The sequence below is a fragment of the Leuconostoc litchii genome, from assembly GCF_008107645.1.
Taxonomy (GTDB): domain Bacteria; phylum Bacillota; class Bacilli; order Lactobacillales; family Lactobacillaceae; genus Leuconostoc; species Leuconostoc litchii.
In genome coordinates this window covers 1201141-1217607 of sequence record NZ_SDGY01000001.1, presented here as the reverse complement: position 1 = coordinate 1217607, position 16467 = coordinate 1201141, and the positions used below count along the sequence as shown (strand labels likewise).

General features: G+C 38.9%; 27 protein-coding genes. 25 read left to right on the top strand and 2 right to left on the bottom strand.

Annotation, left to right across the window (positions count from 1 at the left end; all coding sequences use genetic code 11):
* Nucleotides 1-12: 12 nt before the first annotated feature.
* From rplP to rplQ, 20 genes are all read left to right on the top strand, one after another.
* Entirely contained in the window at nt 13-426 is a 414-nt protein-coding gene (gene rplP, locus ESZ47_RS06070) for a 50S ribosomal protein L16 (protein ID WP_148605657.1), read from the top strand.
* A complete protein-coding gene (rpmC, locus tag ESZ47_RS06065) occupies nt 426-632 on the top strand; it encodes a 50S ribosomal protein L29 (RefSeq protein WP_002816028.1) in 207 nt (68 codons plus the stop codon). The genes rplP and rpmC overlap by 1 nt, the downstream gene beginning before the upstream one ends.
* Nucleotides 633-654: 22 nt before the next feature.
* Complete coding sequence (rpsQ, locus tag ESZ47_RS06060) at nt 655-921, top strand: 30S ribosomal protein S17 (RefSeq protein ID WP_148605655.1); 267 nt, start codon at nt 655-657, stop codon at nt 919-921.
* A 48-nt stretch (nt 922-969) separates the two neighbouring features.
* The gene (gene rplN, locus ESZ47_RS06055) at nt 970-1338 is read left to right on the top strand and encodes a 50S ribosomal protein L14 (protein WP_002816026.1); all 369 of its coding nucleotides are present in this window, start codon (nt 970-972) and stop codon (nt 1336-1338) included.
* A gap of 23 nt (nt 1339-1361) precedes the next feature.
* Nucleotides 1362-1670: a 50S ribosomal protein L24 gene (gene rplX / locus ESZ47_RS06050; RefSeq protein WP_002816025.1), complete on the top strand. Its 309-nt coding sequence runs from the start codon at nt 1362-1364 to the stop codon at nt 1668-1670.
* Nucleotides 1671-1694: 24 nt separating this feature from the next.
* Nucleotides 1695-2237 (top strand): 50S ribosomal protein L5, encoded by a 543-nt coding sequence (rplE, locus tag ESZ47_RS06045; RefSeq protein ID WP_148605653.1) that lies wholly within the window; start codon nt 1695-1697, stop codon nt 2235-2237.
* Nucleotides 2238-2370: 133 nt separating this feature from the next.
* Nucleotides 2371-2769 carry a 30S ribosomal protein S8 gene (gene rpsH, locus ESZ47_RS06040; protein ID WP_148605651.1) on the top strand — a complete coding sequence of 133 codons (399 nt, stop codon included), beginning with the start codon at nt 2371-2373 and terminating at the stop codon, nt 2767-2769.
* 24 nt (nt 2770-2793) lie between these two features.
* Entirely contained in the window at nt 2794-3330 is a 537-nt protein-coding gene (rplF, locus tag ESZ47_RS06035) for a 50S ribosomal protein L6 (RefSeq protein ID WP_148605650.1), read from the top strand.
* 80 nt (nt 3331-3410) lie between these two features.
* Entirely contained in the window at nt 3411-3764 is a 354-nt protein-coding gene (gene rplR, locus ESZ47_RS06030; RefSeq protein WP_148605648.1) for a 50S ribosomal protein L18, read from the top strand.
* 20 nt (nt 3765-3784) lie between these two features.
* Complete coding sequence (rpsE, locus tag ESZ47_RS06025) at nt 3785-4291, top strand: 30S ribosomal protein S5 (RefSeq protein ID WP_148605646.1); 507 nt, start codon at nt 3785-3787, stop codon at nt 4289-4291.
* Nucleotides 4292-4302: 11 nt separating this feature from the next.
* Nucleotides 4303-4485: a 50S ribosomal protein L30 gene (gene rpmD, locus ESZ47_RS06020; protein WP_072612951.1), complete on the top strand. Its 183-nt coding sequence runs from the start codon at nt 4303-4305 to the stop codon at nt 4483-4485.
* A gap of 30 nt (nt 4486-4515) precedes the next feature.
* Complete coding sequence (gene rplO, locus ESZ47_RS06015) at nt 4516-4950, top strand: 50S ribosomal protein L15 (protein WP_148605644.1); 435 nt, start codon at nt 4516-4518, stop codon at nt 4948-4950.
* Entirely contained in the window at nt 4950-6284 is a 1335-nt protein-coding gene (secY, locus tag ESZ47_RS06010) for a preprotein translocase subunit SecY (RefSeq protein WP_148605642.1), read from the top strand. Before rplO ends, secY begins: the two co-directional genes overlap by 1 nt.
* Nucleotides 6277-6837, top strand: coding sequence for an adenylate kinase (locus ESZ47_RS06005; protein ID WP_148605640.1), 561 nt, complete (start codon nt 6277-6279; stop codon nt 6835-6837). Before secY ends, ESZ47_RS06005 begins: the two co-directional genes overlap by 8 nt.
* Before the next feature lie 118 nt (nt 6838-6955).
* Nucleotides 6956-7171, top strand: a complete 216-nt coding sequence (gene infA / locus ESZ47_RS06000; protein WP_002816015.1) for a translation initiation factor IF-1 — start codon at nt 6956-6958, stop codon at nt 7169-7171.
* Nucleotides 7172-7213: 42 nt separating this feature from the next.
* The gene (gene rpmJ, locus ESZ47_RS05995; protein WP_002816013.1) at nt 7214-7333 is read left to right on the top strand and encodes a 50S ribosomal protein L36; all 120 of its coding nucleotides are present in this window, start codon (nt 7214-7216) and stop codon (nt 7331-7333) included.
* Nucleotides 7334-7408: 75 nt separating this feature from the next.
* On the top strand, nt 7409-7780 hold the full coding sequence (rpsM, locus tag ESZ47_RS05990; protein WP_148605639.1) for a 30S ribosomal protein S13: 372 nt from the start codon (nt 7409-7411) through the stop codon (nt 7778-7780).
* Between the two features lie 128 nt (nt 7781-7908).
* Nucleotides 7909-8295 carry a 30S ribosomal protein S11 gene (gene rpsK, locus ESZ47_RS05985; protein ID WP_148605637.1) on the top strand — a complete coding sequence of 129 codons (387 nt, stop codon included), beginning with the start codon at nt 7909-7911 and terminating at the stop codon, nt 8293-8295.
* 47 nt (nt 8296-8342) lie between these two features.
* Nucleotides 8343-9287 carry a DNA-directed RNA polymerase subunit alpha gene (locus ESZ47_RS05980; protein ID WP_148605635.1) on the top strand — a complete coding sequence of 315 codons (945 nt, stop codon included), beginning with the start codon at nt 8343-8345 and terminating at the stop codon, nt 9285-9287.
* 36 nt (nt 9288-9323) lie between these two features.
* Nucleotides 9324-9707, top strand: a complete 384-nt coding sequence (gene rplQ / locus ESZ47_RS05975) for a 50S ribosomal protein L17 (RefSeq protein WP_148605633.1) — start codon at nt 9324-9326, stop codon at nt 9705-9707.
* Nucleotides 9708-9738: 31 nt separating this feature from the next.
* Here rplQ and ESZ47_RS05970 read toward each other — a convergent pair whose 3' ends face one another.
* A complete protein-coding gene (locus ESZ47_RS05970; RefSeq protein WP_148605632.1) occupies nt 9739-10737 on the bottom strand; it encodes a polyprenyl synthetase family protein in 999 nt (332 codons plus the stop codon).
* Nucleotides 10738-10805: 68 nt separating this feature from the next.
* On the bottom strand, nt 10806-12476 hold the full coding sequence (locus ESZ47_RS05965; protein ID WP_148605630.1) for an NAD(P)/FAD-dependent oxidoreductase: 1671 nt from the start codon (nt 12474-12476) through the stop codon (nt 10806-10808).
* A gap of 174 nt (nt 12477-12650) precedes the next feature.
* Between ESZ47_RS05965 and ESZ47_RS05960 the strand changes: the two genes are divergently transcribed.
* The 5 genes from ESZ47_RS05960 to ESZ47_RS05940 are packed head-to-tail and all read left to right on the top strand — an operon-like array spanning nt 12651 to nt 16339.
* Nucleotides 12651-13469 carry an energy-coupling factor transporter ATPase gene (locus ESZ47_RS05960; RefSeq protein ID WP_148605628.1) on the top strand — a complete coding sequence of 273 codons (819 nt, stop codon included), beginning with the start codon at nt 12651-12653 and terminating at the stop codon, nt 13467-13469.
* Nucleotides 13445-14302, top strand: coding sequence for an energy-coupling factor transporter ATPase (locus tag ESZ47_RS05955; protein ID WP_148605626.1), 858 nt, complete (start codon nt 13445-13447; stop codon nt 14300-14302). Before ESZ47_RS05960 ends, ESZ47_RS05955 begins: the two co-directional genes overlap by 25 nt.
* Entirely contained in the window at nt 14295-15101 is an 807-nt protein-coding gene (locus ESZ47_RS05950) for an energy-coupling factor transporter transmembrane component T family protein (protein WP_148605624.1), read from the top strand. Before ESZ47_RS05955 ends, ESZ47_RS05950 begins: the two co-directional genes overlap by 8 nt.
* 11 nt (nt 15102-15112) lie before the next feature.
* A complete protein-coding gene (gene truA, locus ESZ47_RS05945; protein WP_148605622.1) occupies nt 15113-15880 on the top strand; it encodes a tRNA pseudouridine(38-40) synthase TruA in 768 nt (255 codons plus the stop codon).
* Between the two features lie 48 nt (nt 15881-15928).
* The gene (locus tag ESZ47_RS05940; RefSeq protein WP_148605619.1) at nt 15929-16339 is read left to right on the top strand and encodes a pyridoxamine 5'-phosphate oxidase family protein; all 411 of its coding nucleotides are present in this window, start codon (nt 15929-15931) and stop codon (nt 16337-16339) included.
* Nucleotides 16340-16467: the final 128 nt, after the last annotated feature.

Below are 16467 nucleotides of genomic sequence, written 5' to 3'. Positions count from 1 at the left end.
AGGGAAGCAAACATGTTAGTACCAAAGCGTGTTAAGTTCCGTCGTGTACACCGTGGCCACATGCGTGGCGAAGCAAAAGGTGGCAAGACGGTAACATTCGGTGATTATGGCTTGCAAGCAACAACTTCAAGTTGGATTACTAACCGTCAAATTGAAGCTGCCCGTATTGCAATGACACGTTATATGAAACGTGGTGGTAAGGTTTGGATTAAAATCTTCCCTCATAAGTCATATACATCTAAAGGTGTCGGTGTTCGAATGGGTAACGGTAAAGGTGCACCCGAAGGTTGGGTTGAACCAGTTAAACGTGGCAAGGTGATGTTTGAAGTTGCAGGTGTTCCTGAAGCAACTGCACGTGAAGCATTACGTTTGGCACAACACAAGTTGCCTGTACGTACAAAGATTATTGCTCGGGAGGCTGAATAATGGCTAAAGCAAGTGAATTGAAAGAATTGTCACTTGCGGATTTGCAAAAGCGCGAAGCCGAATTCAAGGAAGAATTATTCAACCTTCGTTTTCAATTGGCTACTGGTCAATTAGAAAACACGGCGCGTATCGCACAAGTTCGTAAGGACATCGCACGAGTTAAGACAGTTATTCGTGCACAAGAATTGGCAAACGCCAACAAATAAGACGAAAGGAAGAAGCTGAAAAATGAGTGAAGAACGTAATGCTCGTAAGGTTTACCAAGGACGTGTTGTTTCAGATAAAATGGACAAGACAATCACTGTTGCTGTTGATACTTATGTAAACCATGCCGTTTATGGTAAGCGTGTTAAGTATACAAAAAAGTTTAAGGCCCATGATGAAAAGAATGTTGCCAAGCAAGGTGACCTTGTTCAAATTATGGAAACTCGTCCTTTGTCTGCAACTAAGCACTTCCGTTTGGTCAAGATCGTTGAAGAGGCAGTTGTCCTTTAATAGATCGACTAAATCGTCGTAATTAATTGCTAACAAGGAGGAAGAACCATGATTCAACAAGAGAGTCGTTTAAAAGTGGCTGACAACTCTGGCGCACGTGAAATCTTAACGATTAAAGTGCTCGGTGGTTCAGGCCGTAAGTTTGCTGGTGTGGGTGACATGATTGTTGCCACAGTTAAGCAAGCTATCCCTGGTGGTAACGTAAAGAAGGGTGACGTCATTAAGGCTGTTATCGTTCGTACTGTTTCTGACGTTCGTCGTGCAGATGGCTCATACATCAATTTTGATGAAAACGCCGCTGTTATCGTGAAGGACGACAAGTCACCAGTAGGTACACGTATTTTTGGTCCCGTTGCACGTGAATTGCGTGATAACGACTATATGCGTATCGTTTCATTAGCACCAGAAGTGCTCTAATACTGACAAGGAGGAGCCAAATCATGTTTGTAAAAACAGGTGATAAGGTTCGCGTCATTGCCGGCAAAGATAAGGGAAAAGAAGGCACAATCACTAAGACTGTTGCTGGAAAAGATCGCGTCGTTGTCGAAGGCGTGAACATCGTTAAGAAGCATCAAAAGCCTTCTAACGAATATCCACAAGGTGGTGTTATCGATATCGAAGCACCTATCCATGTTTCTAACGTGCAATTGCTTGACCCTTCAACTAATGAACCAACACGTGTTGGATTCAAAGTAGAAGATGGCAAGAAAGTTCGCGTATCTAAAAAGTCTGGTAACGTACTAGGCTAAATATCGAAAGGTGAAATCATTTTCATGGCTAATGCTTTAAAAGAAAAATATGTTAATGAAGTTCAACCTGCTTTGATCGAAAAGTTTAACTTTAAGTCATCAATGCAAGCCCCAAAGATTGACAAGATTGTCTTGAATATGGGTGTTGGTGATGCAGTTTCAAACTCAAAGAACTTGGATGAAGCGGTTGAAGAATTGAAGTTGATCTCTGGTCAACAACCAGTTATCACAAAGGCAAAGAAGTCAATCGCTGGTTTCCGTTTGCGTGAAGGTATGTCAATCGGAACAAAGGTTACACTACGTGGAGAACGTATGTATGACTTTTTAGACAAGTTGATCAATATTTCATTACCTCGTGTTCGTGATTTCCGTGGTGTGTCATCAAAGGCTTTTGATGGTCGTGGTAACTACACTTTGGGAATTCGTGAACAATTAATTTTCCCTGAAATCGACTTTGACAAAGTTAACCGTGTACGTGGTTTAGACATTGTTATTGTTACAACAGCACAAAACGACGAAGAAGGTCGTGAATTGTTGACACAAATGGGAATGCCATTTACTAAGTAATTAGTGAATAAAAATGTTGTTACTCGAAAAGAGTGACGCGTTTTTAACTGTTATTGACCTAAATAGTCTATAATAGTTAAGAGCGTGTCATTTTGTATGATTACGTTCAAAATTAAAAGGAGGATATCGATAGATGTCTATGACTGATCCAATTGCTGATTTTTTGACTCGCATTCGTAATGCCAATTTGGCACGTCACGAAGTGGTTGAAGCTCCAGCATCAAAAATTAAAAAGAGCATCGCTGAAATTTTGAAATCAGAAGGTTTTATCCGTGATTTTGAATACATAGATGATAACAAGCAAGGTGTTATCCGTGTATTTCTTAAGTATGGAGAAGACCGTAATCGTGTGATTACAGGAATTCAACGTATCTCTAAGCCAGGCTTGCGTAAGTATGCTAAGGCTGAAGATTTGCCAAGAGTTTTGAACGGTTTGGGAATTGCTATTATCTCAACTTCTGCCGGTGTTATCACTGACAAAGAAGCACGTTCTAAGCAAGTCGGTGGCGAAGTAGTCGCTTACGTTTGGTAATATATCTAAGAAAGGAGACTTACCATGAGCCGTATTGGAAATAAAGCAATCACATTACCTGCTGATGTAACTGTATCTCAAGAAGGTGCTGTTGTAACAGTTAAGGGACCTAAAGGTGAATTGTCACGTGAAATCGTTTCAGCCATTACAATGACTATTGAAGGAAATGAAGTTTCTTTCAGTCGTAGTAGTGATGACAGTAAAACCAGAGCTTTGCATGGTACTACACGTGCCAATGTTGCAAATATGGTCGAAGGTGTATCTGCAGGTTTCACTAAGACATTGAAGCTTGTCGGAGTTGGATACCGTGCATCAAAGTCAGGTTCAAAATTGACTTTGAACGTTGGTTATTCACACCCTGTTGATTTTGAGGAACGTGAAGAATTAACTGTTGAAGTACCCGATGCTTTGACAATTAAGATTTCAGGTATCTCAAAGCAAAAAGTCGGCGATTTGGCAGCTGAAATCCGTGCCGTACGTTCACCTGAACCTTATAAAGGTAAGGGAATTCGTTACGAGGGTGAAGTTGTTCGTCGTAAGGAAGGTAAGACTGGAAAGTAAGCAATTACTTTGCATTTTACAAAATTTCATTAATAATAAACTTAAAATGGCATACGCCATAAGAAAAGGAAAGCACAGCTATGATTTCAAAACCAGATAAGAATAAGCTCCGCGTAAAGCGTCACAAGCGCGTTCGTGGAAAAATCTCTGGTACTGCTGCTCGCCCACGTTTGAACGTTTTCCGTTCTAATGCAAACATCTACGCTCAATTAATTGATGACGTAGCGGGTGTAACGCTAGCAAGTGCCTCAAGTCATGATGCCGAAGTAAAGGGATCAAAGACAGAACAAGCGGTTAAAGTTGGTGAATTGATTGCCTCACGTGGTAAGGCTGCAAACATCGAAGAAGTTGTTTTCGATCGTGGTGGTTATGTTTATCACGGACGTATTCAAGCATTAGCAGAATCAGCCCGTGAAAACGGATTGAAGTTCTAAAGGAAAGGAGGAGTATAAAAATGGTTGAATTCGTTAATCCTAAGTCACTTGGTGAATTAGAAGAAAACGTTGTTGCTATTAACCGTGTTACCAAGGTTGTTAAAGGTGGTCGTCGTTTACGTTTTGCAGCATTAGTTGTTGTTGGCGATAAGCAAGGACACGTTGGCTTTGGTACTGGTAAAGCGCAAGAAGTTCCTGAAGCAATTCGCAAAGCTGTTGAAGATGCGAAGCGTAAGTTAATCACCGTACCAACAGTTGGTACGACTATTCCTCATGAAGTCCTTGGTGAATGGGGTGGCGGTAAAATTTTGGTTAAGCCCGCCGAAGAAGGATCTGGTGTTGCCGCTGGTGGAGCTGCACGTTCTGTGATGGAACTTGCAGGTATCGCCGATGTGACTGCAAAGTCACTTGGATCATCAACACCAGTTAACGTTATTCGTGCAACTTTTGATGCTCTTACGAGCTTAAAGGATGCCGAAGGCGTTGCAAAGTTGCGTGGTGTTTCTTTGGAACACTTAGCTGAATAAGGAGCGATAAAATGGCTGATTTGAAAATCACTTTGATTAAGAGTGCGGTTCATCGCTTACCTAAGCAACGCGCGATTGTTAAGTCACTTGGACTTGGCCGCGTATCTAGTTCAGTGGTGAAGCCTAACAACGAAGCTACACGTGGTGCAATTTTCCATATTGCACACTTAGTTAGCGTTGAAGAAGTTAAGTAATTACACAATTAAAACAGGAGGTACCGAAAGATGAATTTGAATGAATTACAACCAGCTGCCGGCTCACGTCATGTACGTAACCGTGTTGGTCGTGGTACATCATCTGGAAACGGTAAGACATCCGGACGTGGTCAAAAGGGTCAAAAGGCTCGTGGAAAAGTACGTTTGGGATTTGAAGGTGGTCAAATGCCTTTGTACCGTCGTATTCCAAAGCGTGGATTTACTAACATTTCACGTAAAGAATACGCAGTTGTTAACTTGGAAAAGTTGAACAGCTTTGATGATGGTACAGAAATTACCCCAGTACTTTTGATTGAAAATGGAATTGTTAAAAATCAAAAGTCTGGTATCAAGATTTTGGCTGTTGGTCAGCTTGAAAAGAAGTTGACTGTTAAGGCACATAAGTTCTCTGCAGCAGCAGTTGCCGCAATTGAACAAGCTGGTGGGTCAACTGAGGTACTTTAATGCTTAGCACGTTATTTAATGCAGTTCGTGAAAAAGACATTCGAAAAAAGTTAGGGTGGACATTTTTTATTCTGTTCGTTTATAGAATTGGAACACACATTACTGTGCCAGGTGTCAACCCTGCCGCTATGTCTGAAATGGCTAACTCCGGATTAATGAACATTTTGAACATCTTTTCTGGTGGTGGCTTGACAAACTATTCGTTGTTCGCAATGGGTGTGTCACCATACGTGACAGCACAAATTATTGTACAACTCTTGCAATTAGATATCGTGCCTCGCTTTGTCGAATGGAGTAAGCAAGGTGAAGTTGGCCGCCGAAAGTTGAACAATGCAACACGGTGGCTGACACTCATTCTTGCTTTTGTTCAATCCGTTGGTATCACAGCAGGGTTTAACTCTCTATCGTCTTATGGCTTAGTTAGTCAAACTAATAGTGTGATGTCATTTATTGTTATCGGCTCTGTTATGACTATTGGAACATTTTTTGCAATGTGGCTAGGTGAAATGATCACTGAGAAAGGCTTAGGTAACGGCGTTTCAATGATTATTTTTGCGGGTATCATCTCGCAAGCCCCAGAAGGTTTTTATGAAATTTTCAAAGAAAATATTCTTCAGGCTAACAGTAGTGATATTCTAAATGGGTCAATTTTTGTAGTTGTATTAGTTATAGCGATGATTTTGGTTGTAGCGTTTACGACATGGTCTTACGAAGGAACACGTCGTTTACAAATGCAATATACGCGTTCAGCAACATCATATGGAACTGAAGCGTATTTACCTTTAAAAGTAAACGTTTCGGGTGTCATACCGGTTATATTTGCTTCATCGTTTATTAGTACACCGCAAACAGTCATGCTAGCCTTCCAAGATAAATATGCTTCAGCGCAGTGGTATCAAGTGATGCAACAAATATTTAGTATGACAACTTTGCCTGGTGCAATTTTATATACAGTGTTGATTGTTGTATTCACATATTTCTATGCCTTTGTTCAAGTTAATCCAGATAAATTGTCCGAAAACTTACAAAAGCAAGGCGCATATATCGTTGGTGTTCGTCCAGGTGCAGAAACCAAAGCATTTGTTTCTAAATTATTATTGAATTTAAGTTTTGTGGGTTCAATTTTCTTAGGTGTCGTTGCTTTGGTTCCACTAATTGCATCAGATGTGTGGGGACTAAATGAAAAAATTGGTCTCGGTGGCACAAGCCTATTGATTTCAATAGGTGTTGCTTTGGATTTGATTCGTCAAATTGATGGATTGATGCAAAAAAAGAATTATGTTGGGTTTATTACAAAAGATCAGTTAACAACTCGGGAGGCAATCAATGGCTAAAAACTTGATTTTGTTAGGTTTGCCAGGTGCTGGTAAAGGCACACAGGCAGACTTTATCGTGGAAGATTATTCTATTGTCCATATTAGCACAGGAGATATTTTCCGTGCTAACTTGGCTGAGAATACAGAACTAGGAAAAAAGGCGCGCCAGTTTATGGACGCTGGAGATTTGGTTCCTGATGAAATCACGAACGCAATGGTTGCTGATCGTTTAAGTCAACAAGATGTTGAAGCTGGTTTTATGCTGGATGGATACCCACGAAATGAAGCCCAAGCAGTTTTCTTAGATAAATACTTATCTGAGAACGGGAAATCTATCTCAGCAACATTATACTTTGAAGTTGCTGATTCATTATTGCGCGATCGACTTTTAGGTCGTGGTCGTGCAGATGATACACCCGAAGTTATTGACAATCGTTTAGAGGTCAATAAAGCAGCTAACTTGCCTTTGGTGGACTATTACCAAAAAGTTGGTGTGTTGCACACAATCGATGGCGGTCGTGAACTTACTGATGTGTATCATGATGTTAAGGAAGTTTTGGATAACTTATAATAATTAATTAGTTGTTTAGAACAACGTTGTTGAGAGATACCAGATTTTCTGGTATAATTTGATAGGTTAAGCACTTATATCAGCAATGTAAACATTATAAGCACAGGAGGTTAAGTGCGTGGCCAACGATGTCATTGAAATCGAAGGTAAAGTAAAAGAAACTTTGCCAAATGCTATGTTCCAAGTAGAACTAGAAAATGGTGCTGTGATTCTAGCGCATGTATCAGGAAAAATTCGAAAGAATTTTATTCGTATCTTGCCTGGTGATCGCGTTACTGTTGAAATGTCACCATACGACTTAACGAAGGGTCGTATTACTTATCGTTTCCGATGAGTAAAAGATAATAATCAGTTAACCGAATAGGAGGAATAGATTATGAAAGTACGCCCATCAGTTAAAAAGATGTGTGATGCTTGCCGTGTTATCAAGCGTAATGGTCGAACTATGATCATTTGTTCTGCTAACCCTAAGCATAAGCAACGCGCTGGAAAATAAATTTCGCGTGTTTTAAAAATTGATTGAATAAAGACATAATTGTCATTTTCAAAATTAAAAAGGAGGTAAATTGTTATGGCTCGTATAGCAGGTATAGATTTGCCACGTGACAAGCGAATTGTCATTGGCTTAACTTACATCTACGGAATTGGTAATACAACTGCACAAACAATCTTGGCTGAAGCTGGTGTGTCTGAAGATGTTCGCGTACGCGATCTAACTTCTGACCAAGAAGACGCCATTCGTGCAACAGTTGACAAGTTAAACTTGCAATTGGAAGGTGATTTGCGTCGAAAGATATCACTTGATATTAAATCATTGCAAGAAATTGCATCTTACCGAGGCATTCGTCATCGTAAGGGCTTGCCCGTTCGTGGACAAAACACGAAGAACAACGCTCGTACACGTAAAGGCCCAGCTAAGGCAATTGCTGGAAAGAAGAAGTAATCTTTTACTTTTTCTAGTTGTATCCTCATCGGTATGACAAATGATTATCGCAACCAAAGTTGTGTAATGTTGGTTAACAAATGTTAACCCGAGAAATTATAAACAAGTATTGAAAAGGAGGCAAACTAATGGCAGGTCGTACAACGCGTAAGCGTCGTGTAAAAAAGAATATTGAATCTGGTGTAGCACATATCCATTCAACGTTCAACAATACTATCGTCATGATTACTGATGTTCAAGGTAACGCGGTTGCTTGGTCATCAGCTGGTGCACTTGGTTTCAAGGGAAGCCGTAAGTCAACACCTTTTGCTGCTCAAATGGCAGCTGAAGCTGCAGCTAAAAGTGCCATGGAAATGAATATGCGCACAGTTGCAGTTACTGTTAAGGGTCCTGGTTCAGGTCGTGAATCAGCTATCCGTGCTTTGGCAGCAGCTGGCTTAGATGTTACATCAATCAAAGATGTTACACCAGTTCCCCATAACGGATCACGCCCACCAAAGCGTCGTCGTGTTTAATTGAATTTCATTGCTCTTGCTGTGAAAGAAGGGGTAAGAATTTACAGATGATTGAATTTGAAAAGCCAAATATTCATAACATCGAGGAGGACGCCCGCTACGGCAAATTTGTTGTAGAGCCTCTTGAGCGTGGATATGGTACGACACTTGGTAATTCTTTGCGTCGTATCTTGTTGTCTTCGCTTCCTGGCGCAGCCGTTAATACGGTACAAATTGATGGCGTAGTCCATGAGTTTTCAACTGTGGACGGCGTTGTTGAAGATGTCACACAAATTATCTTGAATCTCAAGAAAGTTGTGTTGGCAATTGACTCAGATGATGAACGTTCTCTTGAAATTGATATTCAAGGGCCAGCGGACGTTACAGCTGCTGATTTACAAGGTGGCGCAGATGTGGAAGTTTTGAACCCAGATTTGCATATTGCTACAGTAGCAGCTGGTAAATCATTGCATATGACAGTCACGGCAGTAAAAGGCCGCGGATACACGTCAGCTGATGAAAATAAAAAATTACGTGATGAAATGCCAATTGGTGTTTTAGCTGTTGATTCGATTTATACACCTATCGAGCGTGTGAACTACCAAGTAGAAAACACACGTATCGGTGCACGTGACGATTATGATAAGCTCACTTTTGATATTTGGACTAACGGTTCTATCAAACCTAGTGATGCATTAAGTTTAGGTGCTAAAATTCTAGCAGAACATCTTGGTTTGTTTATGGATATTTCTCCAGTAGCAGCTGAAGCCAATGTTATGGTTGAAGCAGAACCTGTTGCTGCTAGTGCATCGGACTCTGCTCCAATTGAAGATTTGGACTTATCTGTTCGCTCGTATAATTGTCTCAAACGGGCCGGTATCAACACTATTGTTGAACTAACAGATCGCACTGAAGCTGACATGATGAAAGTGCGTAATCTCGGTCGGAAATCACTTGATGAAATCCAAGAAAAGCTCACTGATATGAACTTAGGTTTTCGCAAGGAAGATTAATACATGTCTTTAAATTAATAAAAGGAGGACTCACCAATGGCATATCGTAAATTGGGTCGTACATCTTCACAACGTAAAGCTTTGTTGCGTGACTTGACAACTGATCTTTTGATTAATGGTCGTGTTACAACCACTGAAGCTCGCGCTAAAGAAGTTCGTAAGACAACTGATAAAATGATTACATTAGGTAAGCGTGGTGACTTAAATGCCCGTCGTCAAGCTGCTACTTTTGTTCGAAACGAAGTCGCAGATGTAATAGAAGACGGTGATGACGTTAAGGTACAATCAGCTTTGCAAAAATTGTTTGATGATGTTGCACCACGTTTTTCAGAACGTAATGGTGGTTATACACGAATTCTTAAGACAGTCCAACGTCGTGGCGATGCTGCGCAAATGGTTATCTTGGAGCTTGTTGATTAAAAATTAAAAAGCACTTGTNNACAAGTGCTTTTTAATTTTTACGTTGTAACAATAAATTAGCGAGATGATGTAACTTATTTTGTAACGCTTTATTTGGTAGCTTATTAAGCAAGGTGTTAAGTTCTTCAGTATATTCAGATAATAGGGTGTTAAGTCGTAACATCGCATTACTATCGGCAACGATTTTGTGAATCAAAATGAGCTGCTCATCGGTAATTGTATCTTTTAGAGATAATAATGCAATTAATTCCTCATTAACACTTTGATCTTCCAAGGCAAATATGATAGGTGCTGTATAAATACCATTACGAACATCTTGACCAGATGGTTTACCAAGCGAAAGCTGCTCTGTAATCGACTCAAAATCTAAATAATCATCTAATAGTTGGAACGCAATACCGAGATTTTTTCCGAGTTTACCAACAACATCTAATAAATCTTCATCAAGTGCTCCCGAACTAGTAGCGCCGAATAACACGCTTAGTTTAAATAAAGCAGCTGTTTTACCTGTAATCTGAGTAAGATATTTGTCAAAGCTTGTACTAGTTATATAACGATTTTGTTTTTGAGTTAGTTCACCGAATAAAAGCTTTTTTAGTGCTTCTAGTGCTAGCTGATTTGCTTGTGCGTTATTAGCGTCATTTAGTAGAGATAACATGCCGGTAAGAAGGTAGTCGCCAGCGTAAACAGCAGTATCTTTACCAAATTGTGCCTGTACACTCTCGTATCCGCGGCGAAGTTTAGATTCATCAATAATATCATCATGAATTAACGTGGCCATATGCAAAAGTTCTACACTTGAGCCCAGTACAATTGCTTTTTTATTATATGGTGCATCGGTCAATTCAGAGAAAAGCAATGTTAATGCGGGACGAACAAGTTTCCCTGCACTAGCTTGTGAGCGAACAGCACGATCAATTTCTTCAAAGCCTATGTGCCAACTTTCTGACATTTCGGTTAATACATTTTGAAGAGGCGTATTTAACTCAGGGAAGGTCTCCCAAATTTTTGGTAATGTTGGCATTGCCATGGAAATCTCTTTTCATTCATTATGTACAAAGTGCGAGAATTATAATTCTCGCACCTTATTATTATAACTTATTTTTCTAATTCATTATATGTTGATTTTGCTTTACCATACCAGAAGCCACCAAATATTTTTTGTAACAGTGGTACGACGTAGAAATCTAATCCGAATCCACGGCCTGAACCATTCATAATAGCTAAACTACTAAACATTATGAACCAGTGGACTATTTCAAAAGAGTGTGTTGCACCGGAAATGATCGTGAGAATAATTGATAACACAGCAAGTGGCCAGGTAAATAGACCAAGTAAAATTCCGGCCCCTGTGACAATTTCGAGAAAACTAGAAATACCATTTTGCCAGAATAAGTCGTTAAGATTACCGGCATTTCCTAAAGCAACTAATATCCAAAATAGTCCTAGTAACAGGCGTAACGGTGTTGACCATAAAACATTTCCGAGCCTCGATATGCTTCCTTTAAATGGATTTCGTCCGTCTTCTGTTCGGAAGAACTCGTCCATCATGTAGTGGAATATTGAATAAGCTGAACGAATCTGTGAGTAAAAGAAAAGATTAATACCATGCTTGGCGATGCTAGCCAAGAATCCGGAGAAATTCAATCCCATCAAACTTGCCACAGTGTAATGAGATCCGATAGAAACAGCAAATCCATGATATTTGACAGTTTCAGAAAATTTCTTTGCCTTACCATATCCAAAGTCGGCAAGAATGTTAGCAGATACTGCACGAGCAGCGCTCTCCGCACCTTCGACTGTTTGGGGAATAGGACCAGTTTTTTCGTCGACATAAGACAAAGTATCACCGGCTACGTATATATCTTGTTCAGGAGTACCGTCTTCTTTAGTAGCTCGCATGTAATCGTCAGCTTCAATACGTCCGCCACGACCATATTTGAATCCCCAATCAGAGATAAATGACTTTGCTTTAACACCGGCAGTCCAGATTAATGATTTTGTTGGTAGTGTGGATCCATCTTGGAAAGAAACACCACTTTCATCGACACCAGTAACTCTTGAATTTAGACGTATATCAACATTATTGTCTTCCATATATTTGAAAGCTTTGTCTGCTAATTTACGATCTTTTAACATATTCAAAATAGATGGTGAAGCTTCAAGCAAAACGAGCTTAATCTCATTTTCATCTAGCTTATACGTTTGTGCTAAAACTTTGCGTTGTTCAATAAATTCACCCATTAATTCTGCACCGGTAAATCCAGAGCCAACCACAGCAATTGTTAACATTTGTTCACGTTTAGCAGGATCTAGTTCAGCAGCACCTTGACCAATAATATTTTCAATGTGATTGCGGATTTTAAGAGACTCTTCCATTGACCACATTTCAAAACCATATTCTTTTACACCTGGGGTACCAAAATCATTTGATTGACCACCAACTGCTAAAACAAGCTTTTCATATGGAATATTACCCTGTGTGGTTGCTATCGTTTTGTCTTTTTTATCAATATTTGTTACTTCGGTCGTTAATAACTTAACATTCTTGTCTTGATAAAACAGATGTTCTAGGTCTTCTTGAACATGCTTTGGCTTAACACGTTGAGAAGCAACTTCATGCAATTCAGTCATATATGTGAAGTATGAATGCTTGTCTATAAGAATAATATTGTATTCTTTGTGATTTCTTAGCTTTTTAGATAATGTTTTGGCTGCAAAGACGCCACCAAATCCAGCACCGACGATAACGATATTTTTTTCTCTCATGGAATGCTTCCTTTGTGAAATTAATTATTTATTAGCATTTTACTTATTCTAGTATAGACCAGTTTATAGTAATTTACTAGGTTTATGAGAGTTAATCTTTGTGAAAATGTTGAAGAAATGTTAATAATCAGTAGCAATCAATTTTTTGAGAGAAATATGCTAAAATAAGTAGTAATGGTTAAAGCGATAGAGATAAACAATTTAAAATATAGCTACGATGAACAACCTTTGTTCAATGACTTTAATTTAAACATTGAAGCAGGTCAATGGGTTGCCTTAGTTGGACATAATGGTTCAGGGAAGTCTACACTAGCTAAACTAATATTAGGCTTGTTAGTTGCAGATGAGGGACAGATTATTGTTTTTGATGAACAATTAAGTATTGAATCAGTGCATCGCGTACGTGCAAAAATTGGAATGGTTTTTCAGAATCCAGATAATCAATTTGTAGGGGCAACTGTGGCTGATGATGTCGCCTTTGGACTAGAAAATACAAAAGTGGATAGTTCTGATATGCCTCAAAAAATCGATGCAGCGCTCACGGTTGTTGGCATGCAAGATTTTAAAGATCGTGAACCACATACATTGTCTGGGGGACAAAAGCAACGTGTTGCTCTAGCAAGTGTTCTAGCTTTACAACCAAAAATTATTATCTTAGATGAAGCAACTGCAATGCTGGATCCTGACGGAAGAATGACGGTAATGGAAACATTACAGCAACTAAAACAACAGTTTGGTCAAAATTTAACCTTAATAACAATTACACATGATATGGACGAAGCGACATTAGCCGATCGAGTTGTTGTGATTAATGATGGGCGAAAAATTTTAGATGGCACACCCGCTAAGGTATTTTCACAGCGAAGGGTTTTGCATGATAATGGATTAGAACTACCATTTGCCAATGAATTGGCTTACCAATTAGATAAAAAGCCTGAAGATTATATGGATGAGAGAGAACTGATACAGTGGCTATCAACTTTGAACAAGTAAATTTTAGTTATGGTGCTGGTACGACTTTAGCTCAGCCAATTTTGCATGATATTAATGTCACGATACCAGATGGACAGGTAACCGCAATTGTCGGTCAAACTGGATCAGGGAAATCAACCTTAATTCAGCATCTAAACGGACTACTTAAACCAACATCAGGCCGAATAATTATTGATGATTTTATTTTGACAAATGGTATCAAAGAAAAGCAATTAACAGGCTTACGTGCTCGAGTGGGGATGGTTTTCCAATTCCCTGAAAATCAACTTTTTGCTAATACCGTTTTAGATGATGTGATGTATGCACCGATTAATTTTGGTTATTCGAAACGTGAAGCACAAATTGCTGCAAAAGAAGCTTTGAAACGGGTGCATGTTTCTGAAAAATTATGGCATAAATCACCATTTGAACTATCTGGTGGTCAAATGCGTCGAGTAGCCATGGCCGGTACATTAGCCAGTAATCCAGATATCGTTGTTTTAGATGAACCAGCCGCTGGACTAGATCCTAAAGGTCAAAATGAATTGCTTAATATTGTACGTGATTTAAAATCGGCTGGTAAATTGGTAGTGTTGATTTCCCATCAAATGGATCATGTGATAGCTGTTGCTGATCATATGATTGTCATGAATAACGGCCGTGTGGCGGCAGAAGGGACACCAACTGAGATATTTAACCGCGATTTATCATGGTTTAAGGAAGTTGCGTTAGATTTGCCTAAAGCAGGACAATTTGCAGAAAAATTACGTCAAAAAGGTCGTTCGTTAAGCCGTCGGCCTCTTTTGTTGACAGAACTAGCAAAAATGTTAAATGGAGATGACCAACATGAATAATATTATGATTGGCCGTTTTGTGCCAGGAGATTCTTGGATACATCGTCTGGACCCAAGAACTAAAATGATTGGTACCTTTATATTTATTTTTGTAATGTTGTGGGCTAATTCGTGGGCGACTTATGCTTGGTCGGCTGCATTTGTTTTCGCGATGATTCGCTTAACAAAGCAACCCTTTAAATTGTACTGGGATGGATTAAAACCAATATTTTGGTTAATTTTGTTCACAATTATTTTGCAACTATTTTTTACGCCAGGAGAGCCAGTATTGTTTCAGGCTGGACCATTGAAAATTACTGTACCAGGAATTATAAATGCGATATACGTTATGATTCGTTTTGTGTTAATTATTTTGATGTCGACAATATTGACATTGACTACGGCACCAACAAGTATTGCAAATGCGTTAGAATCTCTGTTAAAACCTTTAAAAAAACTTCACGTACCGGTAGCAGAATTAGCCTTAATGTTATCGATTGCATTACGTTTTGTACCATTATTGATGGATGAGACACAAAAAATCATGAATGCGCAAAAATCGCGTGGAATGAGTTTTTCTACTGGTGGGCCTATTAAAAGAGCGAGAGCAATTGTACCATTGCTTATTCCATTATTTGTTGGTGCCCTTCAACGAGCGCTAGACTTAGCTAATGCTATGGAAGTTCGTGGTTTTCAAGATGCTACGCAACGTACCAAATATCGTATATTGTCATATGGTTCAGAGGATAGTAAGGCTTTTGCAGGTTTGTTTATCTTTTCGGTTCTTTTTATTGCAATTAAATTTTTTATAAAATATTAAGGGGAGAATTAATGCCACGATACAAAGCGATAATAGCTTATGATGGCGCTGATTTTTTTGGTTTCCAGTTACAGACAAAAAATGGTGTTGAATCTGTTCGAACAGTTCAAGGGGAGCTTAATAAAGTAGTGAATAAAATGGCGAAAAATCCAGTTCCTGAAATTAAGGTAGTTGGTGCATCACGTACGGATACGGGTGTCCATGCTTTTGGTCAAGTTATACATTTTGATTTACCCTTTAACATTGATCCAGAAGGTGTTCGTAAGGGGATGAATACTTTATTACCACATGATGTTGTTGTTAAATATGTAGAAAAAGTTGCCGATGATTTTCATGCCCGTTTTAATACGCATTCCAAGCGGTACATTTACCGTGTTTCAACGACTGATTATAAGGATCCTTTTAAACGTAAATATACTGGTCATTTTCATTGGCATTTAGATATCAATAGAATTTTGGCGGCACTACCCGATTTATTGGGAGAACATGATTTTGCCAGTTTCGCTGCTTCAGGAAATGAAACAGCTACAACAGTGCGTTTAATTACACGAGCAGATGTTATAGCATTGTCCGATGAACATGAGATTGTATTCACATTCGAGGGGAATGCTTTCCTGTATAATCAAATTCGTATTATGGTTGGTGTGTTATTAGAAATTGGTACTGGAAAACGTGATATTCATGACATTATACGACTAATTGAAGTTAAAGATCGCAATCAGGCTAGATTTACGGCACCAGCCAGTGGCCTTTATTTAGATGAGATTGATTACAATTGAACAATCTTTGTTATAATAGAACTAGCATTATTTTAAGGGGAAACTATTGTGACATTTTTTGAAGAATACATTCAGGCGTCGGGAGGATTAGTATTTGTAGCTACTACAAGAAATAATCAACCAAGTATGCGTATTATGGGCTTTGCAGTTAGCCCAGTGCATGAAAACATTTGGTACTTTAATGTTGATCCTACATCATATAAGGTAAAAGATATTGATACGAATGATAAAGTAGCGATTATGACACCTTTTAATGAGAATGGAGAACGTATTGAATCAAACAATGCCACGATGAAGCGTTCTGATAAAAAATGGCCAGATATCAAACCGTTATTCATAGGCAATAAAAGCTATATGCATGGGCATCCAAATATTGAAAGTGAGATTGTACTTGAGCTTCATATACACTCTGCTAGACTAACATCATACGGTTACAAAAAAGATGTTAATTTTAATTAAAATAATTGACATATGACACTTTTTTAGTTAAGATAGAAGACGGTATTGTTTACCTCACGATAAGCCCCGGAAACTTATTGTAAATGTTTAGCAAGGAACGGCTAAGCCAGTAAACAACTAATCAAAGG